The sequence below is a fragment of the Pseudoalteromonas sp. G4 genome (genome assembly GCF_028875915.1).
Classification (GTDB): domain Bacteria; phylum Pseudomonadota; class Gammaproteobacteria; order Enterobacterales; family Alteromonadaceae; genus Pseudoalteromonas.
The window spans coordinates 1-23,156 of sequence record NZ_JAPEHW010000047.1 but is presented as its reverse complement, the minus strand read 5'-3'; the positions used below and the strand labels follow the sequence as shown (position 1 = coordinate 23,156).

Genomic DNA, 23,156 nt, shown 5'->3' with positions numbered 1-23,156 from the left:
TGTAATTATTATTGCGATTATTTTTCTGTTGAGTGCTGATGGAATAGCCTCAAGCAAAACAGAGCTTTCGGTTGTCACTGAAGAGTGGCGACCGTTTAACTATACCGACGAAAATGGCAATCTCGTGGGACGCTCAACTGTAAAAGTAAAAGCAATATTAGATGGTTTGGGTTATCAGTATCAAATTCATAGTTACCCTTGGACAAGGGCCATGGATATGGCTAAAACGGATAAAAATACGCTCATTTATTCAATATTCAGAACTGCAGAACGAGAGCCATTATACCAGTGGGTATGCCCTTTAATGGCGCCTGTAAAAGTGTATTTATTTCATTTGAAAAACAGAAAAGATATCAAGTTATCTTCATTAGAGGATGCTAAAAATTACATTACTTCGGTAGGTCGAAATGCTAGGAGTCATGAGTTTTTACTAGAGCAAGGCTTTGTTGAAGGTGTTAATTTAGATGTTACTTCTGATCCAAGTGCTGAGTTGCGAAAGTTTTTAGCTGGTCGAGTTGATTTTTTAGTGCAATCAGAATGGGAAATGTTTGAATCGTTAAAAGCAGGTAAGCGAAGCATTGATGATGTTACTCGTAGTATCGAAGTGACAAATATTAACGAGCGCCAAGCATGTATGGCATTTAGTAAAAATACGGATAAACATATTGTTTCTGAAGTACAAATTGCTCTAGACAAATACAACAAGAAACATGGCTTGCAATAGCCCCCGCAGTTACACCTTTAAAAATTTGAGCTTATTAACTTAATTAAAATCGATTTTTTAAGCATCGAGTTATTGGCAATAATGCGTTAAATGCGTAAGCTTATAACAAGTCGTTAATTTGGTTAAACTTTGGTTATATCTTCAATGGGAAAGGTTAGAGTTGTATTACTTTTTGTAGTGTTATTTTTTGCATTTTTTTCTTCTGAGAGTAATGCGAATTCTGCGGCCTGTATTTTGCTTAAACAGCAAATGAGTTCCTATGAAAACACTAAAACACACCCTAATTATCGTCGTGCGCAAAGAGACTATGAACGCCTTTGTAACAAACCTGAAGCTGTTGAAGTAAAGCCCGCACAAACAGTATCAAAAAGTGAACCGACTTTAACTGAAGAAGAAAAGCGCCTAGCGCAAGAGCAATTTGAAGCGCTAGAACAAAAGCAAAATTCTGAGCAACTGCGCCTAGCGCAAGAGCAATTTGAAGCGCTAGAACAAAAGCAAAATTCTGAGCAACAACTGGTTGAAGAAACTAAGGCAAACCTAGAGCAGACTCAGACTATTGAGCCCAATACCAAGCCAGCTGAAGAAGTATCAACACCGGTTGTTGCGCCTAAAAAACAACCACAACCAAAACCTGTTCCAGTAACATGGCAAAATGAAGTTCCTGTAGAGCAAGGTAGCTTACTTGAAGCGATGATGTTGCCAATCATAATGTTGGTCGTTGTGCTTATCGCCATTTTCATTTATGTGAAATTTGTACGTTCACGTATGGATGAAATTAAAGAAAAAGCGCAGGAAATGTCAAAAGAAATTGTGGCTGCTGGTGTTAAAGCAGCTGAAAAGAAAAAGGCAAAACCAGCGAAAGGGGCTCTTGATCCTGATTTATATTTCCGTAGACAACGTATAGAAATCGTTTTACCAAATGGTCAAGAAGTGATGCTTGATAGTGTTGTTGCTTCTCAATACGGTGTATTTGTTGTACTTGGTCAAAAACAGCGTGGTGCAATTATTGGCAGCGCGACATTACCAGAATGGAAAGAGCAGGTTGGTGATGATTTAGTGGCTTTTGATAGCCCGCTGAATGTTGTAAATCAGTGCTGTCATGCAGTTGAGCAAATAATTGAGCTTAATACAGAACTGGAACCGATAGTTGCATTTAACGATATGGCAGTTTTTAAATCGCAATTTCCAATAGCGGTAATGCATAAGAAAAAAGTAAATGAATATATTTTAGGTTTCAAAGAGCTAAAATATAGCGACGAACAAGTTGATGAATGGCTTTTAAAAATAGACGCTTATGTAGCGGCAAGAGCTGAGCAAAAAAGTTTAGCGGAAGAGCAGCAAAGACAACAAAATCTAAATCGCCATAATGGTGAGTTAGCTCAAACACCATTGCAAGGCAACCCATCGCCAGCTGAGTTGGCAGAGCAAGAAATTGCAGAGAAGGAGCAGGAAACACAATATCCTGAGCCGGGTTCCTATGAAAATTCGGTTGCAGAAATAGCTGCTGATCATCAAGATCTTCATCGTGTAGAAGAGCTTGAAAAGCCAGCGGTTGACCATATTGCTGAACTTGATGCAATTTTAAATAAAGCCAAAGAATTTACAGAAAAACTAGATAGTATTAGCTCTGAATCTAGCGCATCTGAAAATGATACTTCGCCGAATGAAATACCTGAATCAATAGAGTCTCTTGATTCGACCAATAGAACAGCAGAATTTAACGAGTTAAGTGAATCGCAAAATACAGATTCAGCTCAATTTGATGATACAACCACAAATTTGCCAGAAGAATCTGTAAGTCCTTCGTTTGTGGATGAATCAGTTGCGAAGAATGAACCTGAAACTACGCCAGATTCTTTTGCACATCCTTTATCAACGGAACAAGAATCAATACTGGGAGTTTCAGATAGTGAGGGCGATCTATCATTTGAAACAGCAAATGTTGAATCAACCACAGACATTGAGCCTAGCTCAGCTTTAACCCGAGACGATGTTGAAAATGTCAACGAATTAGATACATACTCGCCTGAAACTGAAGAGCCGCTTGATGTAATGAAAGTTAACGATGAATCTGATTCTAGTGGCTCAGCTGTGTCAGAGTTTGAAAATAGAGATTCATTAGAAGAAAATCATCAACTGGATAACGAAATAATTTCTGATAAAGGGCCCTCTCATTTTGCTCAAGACGATGATACTCCTGAAAACATGGTGCCTCATTCAGAGTTTAAACGCCGCGCTGCGAAACGAGCTGTTGATGAGGGGATGTTTGACTACCTTAATCACTACGATGGTAAGGCTGCGCCAGCAGTTGACGAAGATGACTCAGAACGTAGCTTAGAGGAAGAGTTAGCCCAAAGCTTAGCGGCGGGTAAAGGCTTTTTATCAGGCTTAGATGATGCGGGTAAGTTAGAAGAGTCTGAAGTGAGTGAAGAGTCTTCTGAGACAACTGAACAAAGTGATATAGCTTCTGAGCTTGAAGAGCACCTAGAAAACGAAATAGATTTAACATCATTCACTCAAGATGAAAGCCTCAGTAGTTTTGATACTATACCAAGCGATTCAGAGAGTCTTGATAATGATACAGATAATTCAAACCTTGGTGGTTGGCGCGCAATTAAAGCGCAAATGAATGAAGTTGAAGAACCCCCAACGTTTGGAAATGAACAAATAGAGGATGCGCCAAAATCAAGTTGGCGAGCATTAAAAGAGCAAGTGGCCTCTGAAGAGCCAGAGTTGCAAGAAGATGATAGTGATAAAAATGAGGAAGCAACGAAGTCATCGCTGTTTTCTAATTTAGAGCTTGATCCTGATTGGGCTCCTAAACCACCACCTGAAAAAGTCTTCAAAGTAAAACCAGAAGACGATCCAGATAATAACTAACGAATATTAACTTGCTGAGTTAATTTCTGCAGCAGTGTTTAATTAACATGTAACGATGGTCAAATTTCTTTGGCCATTTTTTATTTTTCACACTGTTCAATGAGTGAGCGTAAATGCTGGCCTAGGTCCTTTGTTTTAGTTTGTCCGTTAGCAATTAGTTCAGCTGCTTGTTGCTGTATTTCATTTACATCGTATTGCTCTAGCATGTGTTTTACATAAGTAATAGCATCGGTTCCTTGACGAATTAAATCGGGCAGGCTTTCAAGCGAAAGCTCTTGTTCAGAAAGGTTTGATAAAGTCGCAAGTAATTCAGATAAATCGATAGAATCTTGTAATGCGCCTTCAACCTCAATAAGAGCGCCCATTGGATCAGCGTCTAACTTAGATGCAACACAAGCGGCAACTGTTCCTGCTTCAGCACCTTGTTTTACAGCTGACAGACCTTCGGTACGAATATCTTCAATAACTTGTTGTAATTCTTGGTGTTCTGAAAAGTATTGGCGTTCAAGCGCCTTTTTCGGATCTTCAGCAAGATCGCATGCAGTTAATGTTGAACCGAAAATGGCGATTAGCAATAAGTTTTTTTTCATAGTCTCTTCCTAATGAGCAGAAATTAAAACGAGTATATCCTAATGATCTAAACTGTAAGTACCCATTGTGATGAAAATAATCTAAACATTATGGCTGAAACAAAGATTAAAAGTCCTTGTGTTGAAAACTGTTGTTTAAATGATAAAGATGTGTGTTTGGGTTGTTTTCGCACTTTAGATGAGATTTTATCTTGGTCGACTATGAGTTTATTGCAAAAGCAAACTACGCTTAGTTTATGTGAACAACGAAGACAACAAGCCCCTTATGCAAAAAAGGATTTTAATTCTAGATAATTCAAGCGTTTTAGCAATGCGCTTAAAAGTATTGCTAGAGTTGTTAACGTGCCAAGTCGACCTTCATCATTATTCTGATTTTGAACCGAGTGAAGAGCCTGCTTTTTATGAGGCCGTTATTTTTGCTTCCGGAGTGCCTGAAAAGTTGGTGTTACAAACCCAAGAGCTCTATGGCGATGTAAACACCTTTTTATTAGCACCTAATGCCGAAGGTAGTAAATTGCGAGACAGCTTTACAAAACTCGCAAATGCAATGCCATCAGCTTTGGTTATTCACCCTTTTTACAATAACAAAGAGGTAATAGGCTTACTCGAAGAAGGGCTTGCCATAGGGGCGGCCAATCTCGATATTAAGCTGCCCAAAATCCTACTTGTCGATGATAATCAAACGCGTTTAAGTGGCTTAGAGTCAAGTTTACAAGGTGCGCATATTGATGTAATCACTGCCGATACTGATTATGCTGCAATTGGTCGTGCAGCACTTCATCAAATAGACATACTCGTTAGTGATTTTAATATGGGAGATATCACTGGGATTGATATTTTCAGACAAATCAAATCGGTTAATCCAAATTGCCGCTGCATTTTAATTACTTCAAAACCCCACCAAAGTGCGTTAATAGAAGCTGTTCGTTTAGGTGTAGATGATGTACTAGAAAAGCCGCTGAATGAAAGCGTGTTGCTGCAGGCAATTTACAAGCTTTGGCATAGTGAACAATTAGAGCGTAGTAATTTAGAGCTGGTAGATCGCCTACAAGATACGGTAGATGCATTAATTGAAAAAGATAGCTTATTACGCGTTATTTATAAAAATACGCCAGATGCCATTGCTATTTTTAATAATAATGGCGCTATTTTAGAAGCAAATGATGCCTTTCTAAGCCTTTTCTCACGAAATGAAGATGAACTTAAGAACCTGTCGTTTTATGAGCTAATAGATAGCAATATTGCAAAAGAAATAAAAAATAATATCGCTAGTTTTCAACCTCAGTTTAACTTTGAGTTTGTCGTTAATACTATGAAAGACGATATTATTCCGTTCTCAGGGTCATTTAGTGAAATTGATGTACACGGGGAATCCGCAACAGCAGTTATTCTAAAAAATATTGCGCACTTAAAACGTAAACAACAGCTATTGGAAGAAGCAAAACAAGTACTCGAAGAGAAGGTAAATATTCGCACGCAAGAGCTTGAGGCGGCAAAAGACCAAGCTGAATTTGCAAATAAAAGTAAATCCGAATTTTTAGCGAATATGTCGCACGAACTGCGTACACCAATGCATTCCATTCTAAGTTTTTCGCAGTTTGGCTTAGATAAGCTTAATAGCGATCCAATTCCAAAAGATAAGTTAGAAAAGTACCTCTCACGAATAGAAAGTTCTGGTCAGCGATTGCTATCGCTATTAAACAACCTGCTAGATTTATCTAAATTAGATGCTGGTAAGTTCCCATTCAATCCTAGCGAACATAATCTGAATCAGCTTGTACGTACTAGCATTGATGATATGTCAGGAGCGCTTTTGGCTAAAACCATCAAAGTACATTTTGTACCAGAGCTCGACCCATTTTTTGTTTTTTGTGATTGTGACCAAATTGCACAAGTCATCAGAAACTTACTAGGAAATGCGATTAAATTTAGCGATGAGCAGAGTGAGATAGAAGTTGTTATAGAGCATTTAAATGAAACTGTTCAGTTAGCTGTTATTGATGCAGGGGTGGGAATTCCCGATGGCGAACTTGACAAAATATTTAATAAATTTGAACAGAGCAGTAAAACCAATCGTGGAGCAGGAGGAACAGGGTTGGGATTGGCGATATGTAAGGAATTTATAGAGTTGCACAAAGGAAAAATTTGGGCACAAAACAATATCGATAAAGGGGCAACTGTATTTGTAAGTTTGCCTGTTTGCAATTCCTTTGACTAAGCTAAAAGAGGTACAGTAAAAACAATGAATTGTGTTACAAGGAGTCAACCATGAGTTCAAATACAGTGCTTGCTGTTGATGACGAGCCGTTCAACTTAGAAATCATCGAAGAAATATTAGAAGACAGTTATGATTTGCATTGTGTTGCCAGTGGCCCAGAGTGTTTAGAGGTTGTTACTAAAATTAATCCGAGTGTGATTCTGTTAGATGTAAGCATGCCGGATATGGACGGTTACGAAGTGTGTCGCCGCTTAAAGGAAAACCCTGAAACATCTAATATCACCGTTATGTTTGTCTCTGCACGCGGCTCGGTAGAAGAGCGTATCGCTGGCTACAATGTTGGTGCTGAAGATTATATTGTGAAGCCTTTTGGGCAAGAAGAACTGCAAGGCAAACTCGATACACTTTTTAAAGTGGTTGAAAACAAACGCATGCTTGAGCAGCAACTGCAAGATGCGACCGACACTGCATTTAATGCGATGGCAAATAGCAGTGAAATGGGCAGCATAGTTCAGTATGTTGAACAGATTGGTAAAATTGATGACAAAGAAGAGTTAGCTCAGGCGCTTATAAACTGCATGCGAAGTTTTGGTTTGAAAACCAGTATTGAATTTCGTACTAAGAATCATCGTTCGCAATATAGTTCAGAAGGACTTTGTTCACCAATGGTGGTTGAGTTATTTGAGCTGTTGCAGAATAAAGGGCGTTTATATGAATTTATGCCCCGCATTTTAGTTAATTATCCAAGAGTAAGTTTATTAATTATGAACTTGCCGAGTGACGATCCTGAACGGCTTGGGCGAATCCGTGACAATATTTGTTTTGTGGTGGGTGTAACAGAGCATCAGTTGGATGCGATATTAACGCGTAAGCAATTGGCAAACCAAAAACTAAAATTGCGTGAAGCATTTACGATGATCCGCAATAAATTTGAAGATTTGGTTGGAGTATTAAATCTTAGCCATGAGATGAATGAAGCTATCTTCAGGGAGTTACAAGAAGAATTTGAAGACCGCATACCGCATATGGGGCTCGATGAAGATCAAGAGCTTTATATATACAAAAAAGTGGATGAAACCATTCAAAAATCAGTGGCGCGTGAAGACTTACTGCAAGATGTAATGCGAGCTTTCACTGAAATTGAAACAGATTTAAGTGTAATGCTGAAATAATACCAATTCTCAATAATACAAAATCATTTTGAGGGATTAAAGCTGTCGCTAACTGCGTTAAAAATTTTTCATTTAGAACAACTAAATAGCAAAATTTTAGCCTTGTTATCGACTAGTTTTCCTTGCCTCAAAAGGGATCTCTTAATTAAGAGGATTGGTATAAGCTAGATTGCCAAAAGATTAAGCGTCTCTTGGCAATCCTTTTTCTACAATGCGGATCAGGCGCTGGGTTTTATTATCTTTTAATGAAATTTTTTGTTGCTGTTTTTTGAGAGCCCATTCGATATGTTCTAACACCAGCTCGGAGGCATCTTGTTTTGCATTTTCAAGTGCAGAGATAACAGCTTCACTATAAGGTGCATTACCGAGAGCAACAGCAATATTGCGCTGCCATCTTTCGATACCAATTCTACGAATCGCACTACCTTCGGTATTTTTTAAGAAAGTTGCTTCATCCCATGCAAATAATGTCAGTAAATCCTGGCTTTTTAGCTGTTTACGAATGTGAAAATCATCTTCTTTGGTTATTTGCCCATAGCGATTCCAAGGGCAAACTAACTGGCAATCATCGCATCCGTATATACGGTTACCTAAAAGAGAACGAAACTCTTCTGGAATAGCACCTTGTTTTTCAATGGTTAAATATGAAATACAGCGTCTGGCATCAACTACATAGGGCTCGACAATCGCACCTGTAGGGCACGATGTGATACACGCAATACAATTGCCACATTTATCTTCAACAATTTCTTCATTGATGGGTAAAGGTAGGTCAATAAAGAGTTCGCCAAGAAAAAACCACGAACCAGCTTCTTGATTTAAAATAAGCGTGTGTTTACCAGTCCAGCCTAGACCAGCTTTTTCGGCTAATTGCCTTTCTAAAACCGGAGCCGAGTCGACAAAAGGGCGAAACCCAAGCGATACCTGGTGTGCTTCAAGCTCTTTTTCCAAAAGTTTACCAAGTTGCTTTAAACGATTGCGCATCAACTTATGGTAATCACGTCCAAGTGCATAACGGCTAATGTAGGCCGTTTCTTTATTTTTTAAATCTTTGGCAAAGCTTGCATCGGGTGGCAAATAATTCATTCTTACTGAAATAACTCGCTGTGTTCCCGGTACTAATTCAGCAGGACGAGCTCGCTTCATACCGTGTGCAGCCATATATTCCATTTCACCGTGGTAGCCTGCATCTAGCCAGCGTTGTAATTGCGCTTCATGTTGTGAGAGATCAATATCCGTAATATTGACTTGATCAAACCCAAGCTCTTTTGCCCAAAGCTTGATTTTTTCTACCAAATTCGGATAGTTAAGAGTAGACATACCAGTAGGTGAAATAAATGACGTCAGAATTAACCACCAATTTACCACAGTTTGCATATCGCGCCCAACAAGTAAAAGAACATGAGGCGTTGGTTGCAGCCAAAAAGAATATCCCTATGTACTCTTTAATGAAAGCTGCAGCGCAATCGGTATTCGATTTAATGCTTTTGAAATATGCAAATGCAGAAAAAATACAAATTATTGCTGGTGGCGGAAATAATGGCGGCGATGGTTATTGGGTGGCTAATTATGCATTACAGCATGACTTTGATGTCACTGTTTACAGTGTTAAATCGCCAACTCAACTTACTGGAGATGCAAAATCTGCCTATGATGATTATGTAAAACTCGGTGGTAAGGTGGTAAATGAACTCGACCCAGATTGCGACGTTTATATTGATGCGTTACTGGGAATTGGGTTCCATGGCGCGTTAACGGAAAAATATGTGGAGGTTATTACTCAGGTAAATGCGCTTAACAAACCTATTATTGCGGTTGATTTACCATCAGGATTAAACGCCTCTTCTGGGGAGGTTGCAGTAACCTGTATTAGAGCAAATTATACGGTGAGTTTTATTGCGTTAAAACAGGGCTTGTTAACAGGTAATGCAACAGAATATGTAGGAGAGCTGTTTTTCGCAGGTCTAGGTCTGGCACAATCATTTATAGAGAGTGTTTCACCGTCAGTATCTTTGGTTGATTATGAATTATTAAAGTCGCAACTTCCGCTTCGTCATAACAACGCCTATAAACAACAGTTAGGCCATGTTTTGCTGATTGGTGGAGACGAAACAATGCCAGGGGCTATTCGTATTGCTGCAGAGGCTTGTCTTCGGTCAGGTGCAGGGCTTGTTTCAGTTGCCACGCATCCTGAAAATCGTGCCATCATAATGCAAGGACGTTATGAATTAATGGTTCATGGCATTTCTGATCCCGAGCAGCTTACAACTTTAATCGAAAAAGCAGATGTTTGTGTTCTTGGTCCTGGGCTTGGTCAGTCATCTTGGGCTGAAAATATTTGGCATAAGGTTATTAATAATGCAAAGCGCCTTGTGGTTGATGCAGATGGCCTTAACTTTCTTGCGAAGCACGCTAAAACATTATCAAATGCAGTTTTAACACCTCATACCGGTGAAGCGGGGCGTTTGTTACAAATACCCAATGCTGAAATTGAACTTAATCGCTTTGATTCAGTCTCTAAATTAGCGAATAAATTCAATGCAACAGTGGTACTAAAAGGGGCTGGTAGCTTGATTTGTCAGCAAGAAGCAATTGCGATAAATACCTCAGGTTCTGCAAGCATGGCAAGCGCTGGGATGGGAGATTGTTTATCTGGTATCATTGCAGCCTTAATTGCGCAGGGAATGACAGACTTTGAAGCCGTTCAATTGGCTGTTAATATTCACGGCAGAGCAGCAGAGATTGCTGAACAAGAAGGAAAGCGGGGCTTGTTAGTTACTGATTTATTTCCTTTTATAAGAAAACTCGTTGATTAGTGGAGAAGTAAATGAATCAACAAGATCATGTTTTTGATTGCTTTTTGGCTGATGAGAATGCCACTGTGGCCATGGGCACTAAATTATCTCAAGTAATAGATAAAGGTGCAGTGATCTTTTTACATGGTGATTTAGGTGCAGGAAAAACGACACTAACTCGTGGCGTGGTACAAGGTTTTGGTCATACAGGTAATGTTAAAAGTCCAACGTATACGCTTGTGGAGCCTTACGAATTAGCCGAACAAAATATATATCATTTTGACTTATACCGCCTCGCAGACCCTGAAGAATTAGAGTTTATGGGTATTCGTGATTATTTTGAAAATAATTCAGTGTGCCTTATTGAATGGCCTGAAAAAGGCGCAGGAATGCTTGCACAAGCTGATCTAGAGATTACAATGGAATATGTAGAGAGTGCGCGTAAAATCACCATTTCGGCCAATACCGAGAATGGTATTACAATAATAAATAAGCTTAAGAATGACTAACAGTTGGATTAGTAAACAAATTTACTTCAGTTTTATAGCTGTTTTTTTGTTGCTTGTAAGTACTTGCTTACAAGCTGCGAATAAAATTGATAGTGTGCGTGTTTGGCCATCGCCAGAAAGCACGCGTGTTGTTCTGGATATGAAAGAAAAGCCAGAATACAGTTATTTCTTTTTAAAAAATCCCCTTCGATTGGTAGTTGATATTAAATCAACTCCAGGGCGTAATGCGACGTTTCCAAAAATAGAAAAAAAACATCAACTAGTTAAGAAAATTCGCTACAGTACGCCTAAACGCAAATCAGATACCCGTTTGGTATTTGAGCTATTAGCACCTGTAAAACCAGTGATCTTTTCATTGGCGCCAACTGGCCCTTACAGTGACCGCTTAGTATTTGATCTTTATAGTAAAGAAAAGCCAAAAGCTGAGACTGTCGTTAAAAGTCGTGATATCAGTAGTGACCGCGATATTGTTGTTGCTGTTGTGGCAGGGCATGGCGGTGAAGACCCTGGTTCTATAGGGCCCTCAGGTACTTATGAAAAAACCATAACGTTACAAATTGCAAAACGTTTAGCTGCCAAAATTAATGCTGAAAAAGGCATGAAAGCAGTAATGCCGCGCACCGGTGATTACTATGTAAAATTAAATACTCGTACTGATCGGGCGCGTGACAAAAAAGCAGATTTTTTAATTTCGATTCATGCCGATGCGTTTACTTCGCCGCAACCGCGTGGCGGATCGGTTTGGGTATTATCACTTAGACGTGCAAACTCTGAAATTGGTAAATGGATTGAGAATCGAGAGCAACATTCAGAATTACTAGGTGGTGCAGCGGACGTCTTAAAAGATACGCAGCAAGAAAGATATTTAGCACAAGCGTTACTTGATATGTCGATGGACCATTCAATGAAAACCGGCTTTGAAGTTGCTGAAGATGTTATTGCTGAGATGAAAAAGGTGACGAAAATGCACAAAAAAACGCCTCAAGCCGCAAGCTTAGCTGTGCTAAAATCACCAGATATTCCATCGATTTTAGTCGAAACTGGTTTTATTTCTAATCCTACGGAAGAACGCTTACTTAAAACACGTGAGCATCAAGAGAAGCTGGCCAATGCAATTTTCAAATCTGTGAAAGGGTACTTTAAAAATAACCCTCCTGAAGATTCGTATTTTGCCAAAGTTAAGAAAGACCAACCACGTTTTCATAAAGTGCGCTCTGGGGAGTCTCTAAGTTTACTTGCGAGTCGTTATGGTGTTTCAATCAGTTCACTGAAAAAGGCGAATAAGTTGTCTTCAAACACCCTTTTTATAGGCCAAAATTTGGCTATTCCTAGAAGCTAAACTCGCTCAAAAGCAGAATTATTACTATGTCTATACAAATATTGCCTGCGCGCCTTGCTAACCAAATTGCGGCAGGGGAAGTGGTTGAAAGGCCTGCATCGGTTGTTAAAGAGCTGGTCGAAAACAGTCTTGATGCAGGTGCAACACGTATTCAAATAGACATAGAACGCGGTGGTCACAAGCTCATTCGTATTCGTGATAATGGCGCTGGAATCGAAAAAGATCAGCTAACATTAGCCTTGTCGCGACATGCAACCAGCAAAATAAAGTCCTTAGATGACCTAGAACAGATTATTTCGCTTGGTTTTCGTGGAGAAGCGCTTGCTTCAATTAGCTCAGTATCAAGACTTACGCTAACCTCTAAAACCGAAAATCAAGATGAAGCTTGGCAAGCGTATGCTGAAGGGCGAGATATGGCGGTGCAAATAACGCCTGCATCGCACCCTAATGGCACAACAATAGAAGTTGTTGACCTGTTTTTTAATACACCTGCACGACGCAAATTTTTACGTACGGAAAAAACCGAATTTCACCATATTGATGAATTATTAAAACGAATTGCACTATCGCGTTTTGATGTAGCAATTACGCTTAAGCACAACGGGAAAGTCGTTAGGCAATACCGCTCCCAAATGCAACAAGAAAGCTATGTAAAGCGTGTGGCACAAGTTGCTGGCAGGATATTTGAGCAACAAGCCGTGTATGTTAATTCAGGTGATGAAAGACTTAGCCTCCATGGTTGGGTTTTACCAATGGGCAGTAAGACTGAGCCACAATACACCTATGTGAATGGGCGTATGATGCGCGATAAACTCATTTTCCATGCGATTCGTCAAACCTTTGAAGAGTATGCTCCTGGTTATGAAGTCCCAGGGTTTGTAATTTATTTGGATATTGAGCCAAGACAAATTGATGTGAATGTGCACCCAGCAAAGCATGAAGTACGTTTTCATCAAGGACGCTTAGTCCATGATTTTATTGTTCAGGCTGTAAGACAAGCGATTAGCTTTGAGCAACCTTTGATAAACTCAGACGTTCCAGTACAAGATTTAGCTTTACAAAATGAATATCCCTTACAATTGGGTGAAAGTGCGCTCTCTCAAACGAATGAGGTTGATGTACGTGAAACACGCCCATCCTATTCAGGCGGGCAAACGACAACTTCTTACCCAAAATCACCATTAAGCCATCAGACGTATGTACCAACAGCAACTCGACAGCATTCTGTTAATGCATTTTATCAAGGTGTTGCAGAACAAAGTTTGCCTCACGCAACAAAAGCTGCTGAATTTAATGATATAGGCGTGTGCAATACGAATGTGGTTTGCAGTGAATTATTGCCTTTACGCCAGGGAAAAGCGCTCCGGTCAATATCTGGCGAACCACAATTAATAGACTTAGCACCAGCGTTACCAGTACTTTGGCAACTGCAAGTAGAGCAATTCGGTCAATTAGAAAGCAAAAGTTTATTGCTTCCAGTGCGTATTAATTTGTCTAGTGATTTACTTGAAAAGGTAGAGCAGCATTTATCATGGTTGGGTATTTTAGGGTTTGATATTGCTGTTAACTCACAGTTTTTATTAGTGAAAAAGTTACCCGAAGTGCTCTATTCAGTGGATGTTAATCTAATCTTAGATAATCTAGTGGAAAATGTTTCTGAGACGCAAACGGCAACCGAGCTTCAATTTTGGCTTACTTGGCTACAGCAAATTGTTGAAGCGAAAGCGCTAAATTACTCAATAACTAAACAATTAGTCGAGTTAGTAGTAAAAAAGCCTGAATTAATTGCCAGTTTTAAATCGAAAACTGTTAAAATTGACTTAGATAACAGTCTTTTTGACTAACTTTGAAAGTGCATTTAGTACTTAAGCGAACAGAGGTAAAACCTTGCAACAATTGCCAATTATCTGCTTAATGGGTCCAACAGCATCTGGTAAAACAGATTTAGCAATACAGTTGTGTCAGCATTTAAATACTGAAGTAATTAGCGTGGACTCTGCCCTAGTTTACAAAGGTATGGATATTGGTTCTGCGAAGCCAAATGCACAAGAGCTGGCATTAGCGCCACATCGACTCATTGATTTAATCGATCCTGCTGATAGTTATTCTGCTGCTGACTTTCGCCGTGATGCGCTAGATAATATTGCCCAGTTGCACAGCCAAGGTAAAATTCCGCTCTTAGTGGGTGGTACCATGATGTATTTCAAGGCATTGCTAGAAGGTTTATCGCCTTTACCCAATGCTGACCAAGTGATACGAGCGCAATTAGAAATTGAAGCGCAAGAAAAAGGCTGGCCGGCAATGCATAAAATGTTAAGCGATGTGGATCCGGTCGCTGCAAGTAAAATCAATGAAAATGATTCGCAGCGCATAAATCGTGCTCTAGAAGTTTACCGTTTAACGGGGAAACCTATGAGCGAATTACAGAAGGTAAAAGCTGAGCCGTTACCTTTTGACGTTTTACAGTTTGCTATAGCACCGTGCGATCGCGCGATTTTACACCAGCGGATTGAAAAAAGATTTAAAATAATGCTCGATATGGGGTTTGAAAAAGAAGTTATGACCCTATATCAGAGAAAAGACTTACACCCTGATCTTCCATCTATTCGATGTGTAGGTTATCGTCAAATGTGGGATTATTTGGCGGGAGAGTGTGACTATGATGAAATGGTTTTTAAAGGCATAGCTGCCACGCGTCAGCTTGCCAAACGCCAGTTAACTTGGTTGCGTGGCTGGCAAAATATTACTTGGCTAGAGTCTGGCGATGAAGAAAACTTGCAACGCGTGTTAAGTTCGCTAAGCTAGTAGAGTGGTGCAGTAAAAATAATTGAATTCGTTAGATTTATCGAATTTTATAAGAACACCTAGAACTAAGGAAAATAACAATGGCAAAAGGCCAATCATTACAAGACCCATTTTTAAACGCGTTACGTCGTGAACGTATTCCCGTAGCAATCTATTTAGTTAACGGTATTAAGCTACAAGGTAAAATTCAGTCATTTGACCAATTTGTGATTTTATTAGAAAACACAGTAAACCAAATGGTTTATAAACACGCTATTTCAACTGTTGTACCAGCGCGCGCTGTTAATTTCCAAGCGACGCAAGGTTCAGAAGACGAGAGCGGTAACTACTAATTAATAGGAGTTTAATGCTTGTTTGACCGTTATGAAGCCGGTGAACAGGCAGTCTTAGTTCATATCGAATTTCCAAATGAAGGCGATCGTGAAGATTTGCAAGAATTGGAAATGCTCGTTTCTTCAGCTGGTGTTAATGCATTGACGATTGTGCAAGGCAGTCGTCAATCCCCGCATGCCAAATTTTTCGTAGGTAGCGGTAAAGCTGAAGAGATTGCTGAGATTGTCAAAATCCATGATGCAGATGTAATCATCTTTAATCACGAATTATCCCCCTCACAAGAACGTAACTTAGAGGCGATATGTAAATGTCGCGTGCTTGATAGAACGAGTTTGATTCTTGATATCTTTGCGCAAAGAGCGCGTACCCATGAAGGTAAACTACAAGTTGAGCTCGCCCAATTACGTCATATTTCAACACGATTAATCCGTGGTTGGACGCACCTTGAAAGACAAAAAGGTGGTATTGGTCTTCGTGGCCCGGGTGAAACACAACTTGAGACTGACCGCCGGTTAATTCGTGGCAAAATAAAAAATATTTTAAAACGCTTAGAAAAAGTAGCAAAACAGCGTGAGCAAGGGCGCCGTGCACGAAACCGAAATGAGATTCCAACCGTATCATTAGTTGGTTATACCAACGCCGGTAAATCGACCTTATTTAATCGTATAACAGATAGCGACGTGTATGCTGCAGACCAATTATTTGCAACCCTCGACCCAACGCTTCGTAAAATCGAAGTGCCAGATCTAGGTTCAACGATTCTTGCAGATACAGTTGGTTTTATTCGTCACTTACCGCATGATTTAGTTGCTGCATTTAAATCAACTCTAGCAGAGACAAGAGAAGCTGATTTGCAATTACATGTGGTAGATGTGGCAGATGTGAGGCGTCAAGAGAATATCGAGCAAGTGCAGGATGTACTTAGGGAGATAGATGCGGATGATGTGCCACAATTATTGGTTTACAACAAAATTGACTTAGTGGAAGAAGTGTCACCGCGCATTGACCGTAATGACGAAGGAAGACCTATTCGCGTTTGGCTTTCAGCGCAAACAGGCGTTGGTTGTGAGTTGTTGCTACAAGCAATTGGTGAATGTCTGGCTGAGCAAATGTTCCATGAAAATATTTGCATACCACCTCAGTTAGGCCGTCTGCAGGGCGCTTTGTATCGTTTGAATGCGGTACAAACTGAAAATTTTGATGAACTAGGTAACTGGTTATTGGATGTAAGATTGCCAATGTCGGATTGGCAGCGATTGAAAAAAGAGTTTGGTGAACAAATAGAAGAGTTAGTAGTTTAACTTTTCAATAATATTTGTTTACCGTAAAAATTAGAAAATCCCCTAAGGTTTTGGTAAATTTACCAAAGTTTAATTTTAATTATTAATATTGGAGTGGCGCTATGGCCTGGAACGAGCCGGGTAACAATGGCAACGACAAAGACCCATGGAATAACAAGGGCGGTCGAGATCAGGGTCCACCTGATTTAGATGAAGTGTTTCGCAAATATGGCGACCGTTTTGGTGGTTTATTTGGCGGTAAAAAAGGATCAAGCAACGGCGGTTTAAGTGGCCCCGCACTGGTCTTTGTTTTAATCATCGCTGTAACGGTTTGGGCGATAAGCGGTTTTTACACGGTAAAAGAAGCTGAACGTGGTGTTGTACTGCGCTTTGGTCAGTTTCATGAAATAGCATTGCCAGGTCTTCGTTGGAAGATGACATTTGTTGACCGCGTAATTCCGGTTGACGTTGAAGCTGTACGTTCATTATCAGCGTCAGGTTTTATGCTGACAGAAGATGAGAACGTGGTAAGTGTTGAGTTTGTTGTTCAGTATCGTGTTACAGACGCGTATCTATATCGCTTTAGTGTGACAGATGCAGACCACAGTTTACAACAAGCGTTAGACAGTGCGCTTCGCTATGTTGTTGGTCATGCAAAAATGGATGACGTTTTAACGAAAGGTCGTGAGCAAGTGCGTCAAGACACTTGGCAGGAGCTTGAGAAAATCATAACTCCTTATAACTTAGGTATTGTTCTGACAGATGTAAACTTTAAAGATGCGCGCCCACCGGCAGAAGTTAAAGATGCATTTGATGATGCAATTGCTGCTCAAGAAGATGAAGAGCGTTTTATTCGTGAAGCTGAAGCATATCAACGTGAGATTGAACCAACTGCGCGTGGTCGTGTTACTCGTATGACGCAGGAAGCTGAAGCTTATAAAGAGCGTGTAACACTTGAAGCACAGGGTGAGATTGCACGTTTCGAACGCTTACTTCCTGAGTATCAAGCTGCGAAACAAGTTACTCGTCAGCGTTTATACATTGAAGCAATGGAAGAGGTGCTTGGTAGCACATCTAAAGTGCTTGTCGATGTTAAAGGTGGCAATAATATGATGTACCTACCACTGGATAAAATTATCCAGCAGTCATCAGCAAATGCAACGCCTGCTCGTCAACGCAATGACGTAGATAATTTAAGACAACAATTAGGCACAACACAAAACAGCCAATTGAATTCATCGAACGATCGTTATTCAAACGACCGTTATAACTCAGGGAGATACAACCAATGAGAAACTTTGGATTAGTTATTGCTGTTATTGTAACAATGCTAGCTTTCTCTAGTGTATTTGTGGTACCTGAAGGTCAAAAAGCAATTGTTCTTGAATTCAGTAAGGTTAAGAAAGATGGTGTTGATAACGCAGTGGTTTATGAACCTGGCTTACAGTTTAAAGTGCCGTTTATTTCACAAGTACGTAAACTGGATTCACGTATTCAAACATTAGATGGTTCACCTGATCGCTTTGTTACAAGTGAAAAGAAAGACCTTATTGTTGACTCATATGTTAAATGGCGCGTTAAAGACTTTAGTAAGTTTTACCTGCGTGCACGTGGTGATAAGCAATACGCAGAAACACTACTTAAGCAAAAAGTTAACAACGGTTTAAGAACTAACTTTGGTTCTCGTACGATTCGTGAAATTGTCTCTGGTGAGCGTAGCGCACTGATGCAAGAAGCGTTATCGCAAGCATCTGAAAGTGCTGCTGAGCTTGGTATTGAAGTGCTTGACGTACGTGTGAAGAAAATTAACTTACCTACGGAAGTTAGTAACTCAATTTTCCAGCGTATGCGTGCTGAGCGTTCTGCTGTAGCGAAAGAACACCGTTCAGAAGGTATGGAAAAAGCAGAAGAAATTCGCGCTGACGTAGACCGTCGTGTAACTGTTATGCTAGCTGATGCTGAGCGTAATGCACGAAGTGTACGTGGTGAAGGTGATGCGTTAGCAGCAAAAATCTATGCTGATGCGTACAACAAAGACGCTGAATTCTATAGCTTCTTACGCAGCCTAGATGCTTACAAAGCAACCTTTAAAAACAAAGAAGACGTTATGGTGCTTAGCCCTGATAGTGACTTCTTTAAGTATATGAAGCAAACCGGTAAGTAAATTACTCAGTTGCAATATAATATTAAAAGCCCTGCATTTGCAGGGCTTTTTTATGGAGAAAATAATGAGCTTTGATGTATTGCTACTGGCGTTTGCTTTGTTGTTAATTTTTGAAGGGCTTGGGCCTGCTTTATTTCCAGCGAAATGGCGCGAGTATTTACGTGAAATAGCGCAATTAACTGATCCGCAATTGCGGATGATAGGCATAGCTTTAACCTTAATTGGTTGGCTGCTTTTTATGTGGTTAAAACCATAAAATAAAAAACGACCAAGGATAAAATAAAAATTAAATTTATTAGTAAATTATCTAAAAACAACAGTGCTTAATTAGCTTGTATATACCAATTTAATTGAAGTTATTTAGATAAAATGATGAAAAAAGCTGCTAAACGGGGTGATCTTTGCCCCCATTTTTTGATAGAATCTGCGCCTAATTTTCTTTAAGTGAAGTTACAATGGGTAAAAACGTCGTTGTATTAGGCACCCAATGGGGTGACGAAGGTAAAGGTAAGGTTGTTGACCTACTAACAGATAAAGCGTCTTTAGTTGTACGTTATCAAGGTGGTCACAACGCAGGTCACACACTCGTTATTAACGGTGAGAAAACAGTTCTTCACCTTATCCCATCAGGTGTTCTACGTGACAATGTTAAATGTGTAATCGGTAACGGTGTAGTATTAGCACCAGATGCACTTATGCGCGAAATCGGCATGCTTGAAGAGCGTGGTGTTCCGGTTAGAGAGCGTTTATTAATTTCTGAGGCATGTCCACTAATTCTACCGTATCACGTAGCATTAGACATGGCTCGTGAAGAAGCACGTGGCGCTAAAGCTATCGGTACTACAGGTCGTGGTATTGGTCCAGCTTACGAAGATAAAGTGGCGCGTCGTGGCTTACGTGTTGGCGATTTATTTAACCCAGAGTTATTCGCTGAAAAACTAAAAGAAGTACTTGAGTATCATAACTTTACACTAGTTAATTACTATAAAGTTGATCCAGTTGATTACCAAGAAACATTAGACGCAGCAATGGCTGTTGCTGACATTCTTAAGTCTATGGTTGTTGACGTTACTGAGTTACTTGACCAAGCACGTACTAATGGCGAGCACATCTTATTTGAAGGTGCGCAAGGTACACTACTTGATATCGACCACGGTACATACCCGTACGTAACATCTTCAAATACAACGGCAGGTGGTGTTGCAACCGGTGCTGGTTTTGGTCCATTAAACTTAGATTATGTACTAGGTATCGTTAAAGCATACACAACACGTGTTGGTTCGGGCCCATTCCCAACAGAGCTTTATGACGGCTTAGATAAGCAAGATCCTGTGGGTAAACACCTAGGTGACAAAGGTCATGAGTTTGGTGCTACTACGGGTCGTTTACGTCGTACTGGTTGGTTTGACGCTGTTGCAATGCGCCGCGCTATCCAAATTAACTCAATTACAGGTTTCTGTTTAACTAAGCTTGATGTTTTAGATGGCTTAGAAACAATTAAGATCTGTACTGGTTACAAGCAAGAAGATGGCACAGTTACAAATGTAACACCACTTGCTGCTGAAGGTTACGAGAAAGTAACACCAGTATACGAAGAAATGCCTGGTTGGAGTGAAAATACTTTTGGTGTAACTACTTATGAAGGTTTACCAGAAGCTGCTCGTAACTACATCAAGCGTTTAGAAGAAATCACAGGAGTTCCAATCGATATTATCTCGACAGGTCCTGACCGTGTAGAAACAATGATTGTTCGCAACCCATTTGGTGAATAATCTAGATTTCTAAAAAAAAGCTGCCTCTGGCAGCTTTTTTTATGCCTGAAACTTTCAGGTTGGTATATATTTTGTATCAATATTTAGTAGTTGTTATCGCGATTGCGACACATGAAATTGCTTGAGTATATATATGAGTTTATTTGTTAAAACATTACGTCTAACTGCTATTACATCTTGCTTACTGCTAAGTGCTACAAGTGTATTTGCTGAAACACCAGAGCTACAAGCAGTGCAAATCTACAGCCAAGATGAATTAATAAAACTAATAAATAAAAACGAACATTTAACCCGCGTAAAACTAGATGATTGTCAGTTAGTGCAAGATATCGAAGCGCGCGCGAGCAAAATGAAAGTGCCTGCATATCAATTCCTTTATGGTGATATGCTTGCTTATGCTGTGTGTGTTGAGCGTGATGTAGACTTAGGTGTGTATTATATGCGTGAGGCTGCAGATCAAGGCTTAGCAGCTGCGCTTGAGCAATTAGGACGTTATTATCATATAGGTCAATTGGTACAACGCGACTTAGATAAAGCCATCGTCTATTTAAGAGAAGCGGCATCACTTGGCAATCTTAATGCGCAAATACGCTTAGTTGATTTATTTAATGCAGGCCTAGGGAGTCCAAGAGATTTTGAAGATGCTTATCGCTGGCTCAATAGTGCACTGATTTATGATAAACAGCAGCATAAAGAAGTCGAAAAGAAACTAGCGCTGCTTGCTGCCAAAATGCCGCCAAGTGTACTCGCGAGAGCAAAAAAATAAATTAAGCTTGGGCAAACTGTTCTTTATTGGGTAACCAGCGAGTAATGATTTTTTCAGCAAGATCTTGATGCTCTTCTATAAAACGTTTGGCAACAGGGCGGACTTGTGTTATTACCGCTTTGTCTCTTACTAAATCGGCAATTTTAAATTCGGCGAGTCCTGTTTGTTTAGTACCTAACACTTCACCTGGGCCACGTATTTCTAAATCGCGCTCTGCAATAGCAAAACCATCATTACTGTCACGCAACACACCTAGTCGTTTTTGTCCGGTGGTTGACAGCGGCGGGTGATATAACAGTACACAGTGTGATGCCACAGCCCCACGGCCAACACGGCCTCGTAGTTGGTGCAACTGAGCAAGCCCCAAACGTTCAGGGTTTTCAATAATGATTAAGCTGGCGTTAGGTACATCTACACCCACTTCAATCACGGTTGTGGCAACTAAAACATCAATTTTACCGGCCTTGAACTCCGCCATAATAAATTGTTTTTCAGCTGGCTTCATTCGGCCGTGAACAAGCTCTATGGACACATCAGGCAGCAAATTTGCTAGTTCTTTAGCGGTATCTTCAGCTGCTTGGCATTGCAATGCTTCGGACTCTTCGATTAGTGTACATACCCAATACACTTGGCGCTTATCTTGAATCACTGATTGCTGGACGCGTTTAATAATATCTTGGCGGCGTGTATCTGGGATCGCCACTGTTGTTATGGGAGTTCTTCCCGGTGGTAACTCATCAATAATAGAGGTTTCTAAATCTGCATAGGCAGTCATTGCGAGTGTACGAGGAATTGGTGTGGCGGTCATCACTAACTGATGCGGGTAACAGTTGCCATTTTTGCCTTTTTCCCTCAGTTCTAAGCGCTGATGAACACCAAAGCGGTGCTGCTCATCAATAATAATAAGCGCTAAATTATTAAAAGTGACTTGCTCTTGAAAGAGTGCATGAGTGCCAATTACCATCTGCGCTTCGCCCGATGCAATTTGCTCAAGCGCTAATGCGCGCTCTTTGCCTTTTGTTTTGCCAGCAAGCCAAGCTGTGGTAATGCCTAAAGCTTCAAACCAGTTACGGAATGCATTGGCATGTTGCTCAGCGAGTATCTCTGTTGGTGCCATTAAAGCAACTTGATAGCCTTGGCTAATAGCTGTAAGTGCTGACATCGCTGCAACCAATGTTTTACCTGAGCCCACATCACCTTGCACTAATCGCATCATAGGGTAGGGTTTAGTAAGATCTTGCTTTATTTCAGCAACAACACGTTGTTGTGCATTGGTTGGTGTAAAAGGTAGCTGCGCAAGCAGTTGTGGTTCAAGGGGATTATTAGGTGGCAGGGTTACCGCCATATGAACTTGGCCCTTGGCGCGCAGTTTTAATAAACTTAAATTCTGAGCGAGGATTTCTTCAAAGGCTAACCGTTGCTGTGCAGGATGTAGACCCTGCTCAAGTAATAAGGTGCTTTCTTCAGGGCTTGGTTTATGTAAGGTGAGTAATGCTTGTTTTAAACTATACCCCTCAGGCTGATATTGGCTTGGCAGTAACTCTTCAATATCGTAGCGCTCTAATAATGTCACAGCTTGATCACATAACTTTCTAAGCGATAGCTGTTTTAAGCCTTCAGTTGTTGGATAAACAGGGGTAAGTGACTCTTCCATTTCATTTAAGCCTTTATCGTCTAAGACTTTATATTCTGGGTGAGCCATTTCATAGCCATTACGCCCGCGACGAATTTCGCCAAAGCAACGAATTTTACTGCCAACTGCAAGGTTGTTTTTTTGTGCTGCTGTAAAGGTAAAAAAGCGTAATGTTA

The 23,156-nt window shown here is 40.2% G+C and carries 20 protein-coding genes; 17 read left to right on the top strand and 3 right to left on the bottom strand.

Annotated elements, in window-relative coordinates:
• Positions 1–28 precede the first annotated feature (28 nt).
• Complete coding sequence (locus tag ON073_RS13605) at positions 29–724, top strand: substrate-binding periplasmic protein (protein WP_274762427.1); 696 nt, start codon at positions 29–31, stop codon at positions 722–724.
• A 144-nt stretch (positions 725–868) separates the two neighbouring features.
• On the top strand, positions 869–3,604 hold the full coding sequence (locus ON073_RS13600; protein WP_274762426.1) for a hypothetical protein: 2,736 nt from the start codon (positions 869–871) through the stop codon (positions 3,602–3,604).
• An 80-nt stretch (positions 3,605–3,684) separates the two neighbouring features.
• Here ON073_RS13600 and ON073_RS13595 read toward each other — a convergent pair whose 3' ends face one another.
• A complete protein-coding gene (locus ON073_RS13595) occupies positions 3,685–4,194 on the bottom strand; it encodes a hypothetical protein (protein ID WP_274762425.1) in 510 nt (169 codons plus the stop codon).
• A gap of 90 nt (positions 4,195–4,284) precedes the next feature.
• On the opposite strand from ON073_RS13595, the gene ON073_RS13590 reads away from it, so the two are divergent.
• From ON073_RS13590 to ON073_RS13580, 3 genes are read left to right on the top strand one after another with little or no spacing between them, the layout of a single operon-like run.
• Positions 4,285–4,488, top strand: coding sequence for a DUF1289 domain-containing protein (locus ON073_RS13590; protein WP_274762423.1), 204 nt, complete (start codon positions 4,285–4,287; stop codon positions 4,486–4,488).
• Positions 4,460–6,412 (top strand): sensor histidine kinase, encoded by a 1,953-nt coding sequence (locus ON073_RS13585; RefSeq protein ID WP_274762422.1) that lies wholly within the window; start codon positions 4,460–4,462, stop codon positions 6,410–6,412. The genes ON073_RS13590 and ON073_RS13585 overlap by 29 nt, the downstream gene beginning before the upstream one ends.
• 50 nt (positions 6,413–6,462) lie before the next feature.
• On the top strand, positions 6,463–7,584 hold the full coding sequence (locus ON073_RS13580) for a response regulator (RefSeq protein WP_274762421.1): 1,122 nt from the start codon (positions 6,463–6,465) through the stop codon (positions 7,582–7,584).
• 180 nt (positions 7,585–7,764) lie between these two features.
• Here the strand turns inward: ON073_RS13580 and queG are convergent, their stop codons facing one another.
• Positions 7,765–8,904: a tRNA epoxyqueuosine(34) reductase QueG gene (gene queG / locus ON073_RS13575; protein WP_274762440.1), complete on the bottom strand. Its 1,140-nt coding sequence runs from the start codon at positions 8,902–8,904 to the stop codon at positions 7,765–7,767.
• Between the two features lie 17 nt (positions 8,905–8,921).
• Here queG and ON073_RS13570 point away from each other — a divergent pair, with 17 nt between their 5' ends.
• The 12 genes from ON073_RS13570 to ON073_RS13515 all read left to right on the top strand — a co-directional run bounded on the left by ON073_RS13570 (position 8,922) and on the right by ON073_RS13515 (position 21,347).
• A complete protein-coding gene (locus ON073_RS13570) occupies positions 8,922–10,400 on the top strand; it encodes an NAD(P)H-hydrate dehydratase (RefSeq protein ID WP_274762420.1) in 1,479 nt (492 codons plus the stop codon).
• An 11-nt stretch (positions 10,401–10,411) separates the two neighbouring features.
• A complete protein-coding gene (gene tsaE, locus ON073_RS13565; protein WP_274762419.1) occupies positions 10,412–10,888 on the top strand; it encodes a tRNA (adenosine(37)-N6)-threonylcarbamoyltransferase complex ATPase subunit type 1 TsaE in 477 nt (158 codons plus the stop codon).
• A gap of 7 nt (positions 10,889–10,895) precedes the next feature.
• Positions 10,896–12,227, top strand: a complete 1,332-nt coding sequence (locus tag ON073_RS13560; RefSeq protein ID WP_446728531.1) for an N-acetylmuramoyl-L-alanine amidase — start codon at positions 10,896–10,898, stop codon at positions 12,225–12,227.
• Positions 12,228–12,253: 26 nt separating this feature from the next.
• Positions 12,254–14,071, top strand: coding sequence for a DNA mismatch repair endonuclease MutL (mutL, locus tag ON073_RS13555; RefSeq protein WP_274762417.1), 1,818 nt, complete (start codon positions 12,254–12,256; stop codon positions 14,069–14,071).
• A gap of 43 nt (positions 14,072–14,114) precedes the next feature.
• Complete coding sequence (miaA, locus tag ON073_RS13550; protein ID WP_274762416.1) at positions 14,115–15,032, top strand: tRNA (adenosine(37)-N6)-dimethylallyltransferase MiaA; 918 nt, start codon at positions 14,115–14,117, stop codon at positions 15,030–15,032.
• Positions 15,033–15,112: 80 nt separating this feature from the next.
• Positions 15,113–15,364 (top strand): RNA chaperone Hfq, encoded by a 252-nt coding sequence (gene hfq, locus ON073_RS13545; RefSeq protein WP_038639716.1) that lies wholly within the window; start codon positions 15,113–15,115, stop codon positions 15,362–15,364.
• A gap of 18 nt (positions 15,365–15,382) precedes the next feature.
• On the top strand, positions 15,383–16,666 hold the full coding sequence (gene hflX / locus ON073_RS13540; protein ID WP_274762415.1) for a ribosome rescue GTPase HflX: 1,284 nt from the start codon (positions 15,383–15,385) through the stop codon (positions 16,664–16,666).
• 101 nt (positions 16,667–16,767) lie between these two features.
• Positions 16,768–17,937: an FtsH protease activity modulator HflK gene (gene hflK, locus ON073_RS13535; RefSeq protein ID WP_274762414.1), complete on the top strand. Its 1,170-nt coding sequence runs from the start codon at positions 16,768–16,770 to the stop codon at positions 17,935–17,937.
• Positions 17,934–18,809, top strand: a complete 876-nt coding sequence (gene hflC, locus ON073_RS13530; RefSeq protein WP_274762413.1) for a protease modulator HflC — start codon at positions 17,934–17,936, stop codon at positions 18,807–18,809. Before hflK ends, hflC begins: the two co-directional genes overlap by 4 nt.
• A 64-nt stretch (positions 18,810–18,873) precedes the next feature.
• Positions 18,874–19,065: a DUF2065 domain-containing protein gene (locus ON073_RS13525; protein ID WP_274762412.1), complete on the top strand. Its 192-nt coding sequence runs from the start codon at positions 18,874–18,876 to the stop codon at positions 19,063–19,065.
• Between the two features lie 199 nt (positions 19,066–19,264).
• Positions 19,265–20,581: an adenylosuccinate synthase gene (locus ON073_RS13520; protein ID WP_274762411.1), complete on the top strand. Its 1,317-nt coding sequence runs from the start codon at positions 19,265–19,267 to the stop codon at positions 20,579–20,581.
• A gap of 133 nt (positions 20,582–20,714) precedes the next feature.
• Complete coding sequence (locus ON073_RS13515; protein ID WP_274762410.1) at positions 20,715–21,347, top strand: tetratricopeptide repeat protein; 633 nt, start codon at positions 20,715–20,717, stop codon at positions 21,345–21,347.
• A 1-nt stretch (position 21,348) separates the two neighbouring features.
• On the opposite strand, the gene recG is transcribed toward ON073_RS13515, so the two are convergent.
• The coding region (recG, locus tag ON073_RS13510; protein ID WP_274762409.1) for an ATP-dependent DNA helicase RecG at positions 21,349–23,156 on the bottom strand (1,808 nt) is incomplete at its 5' end.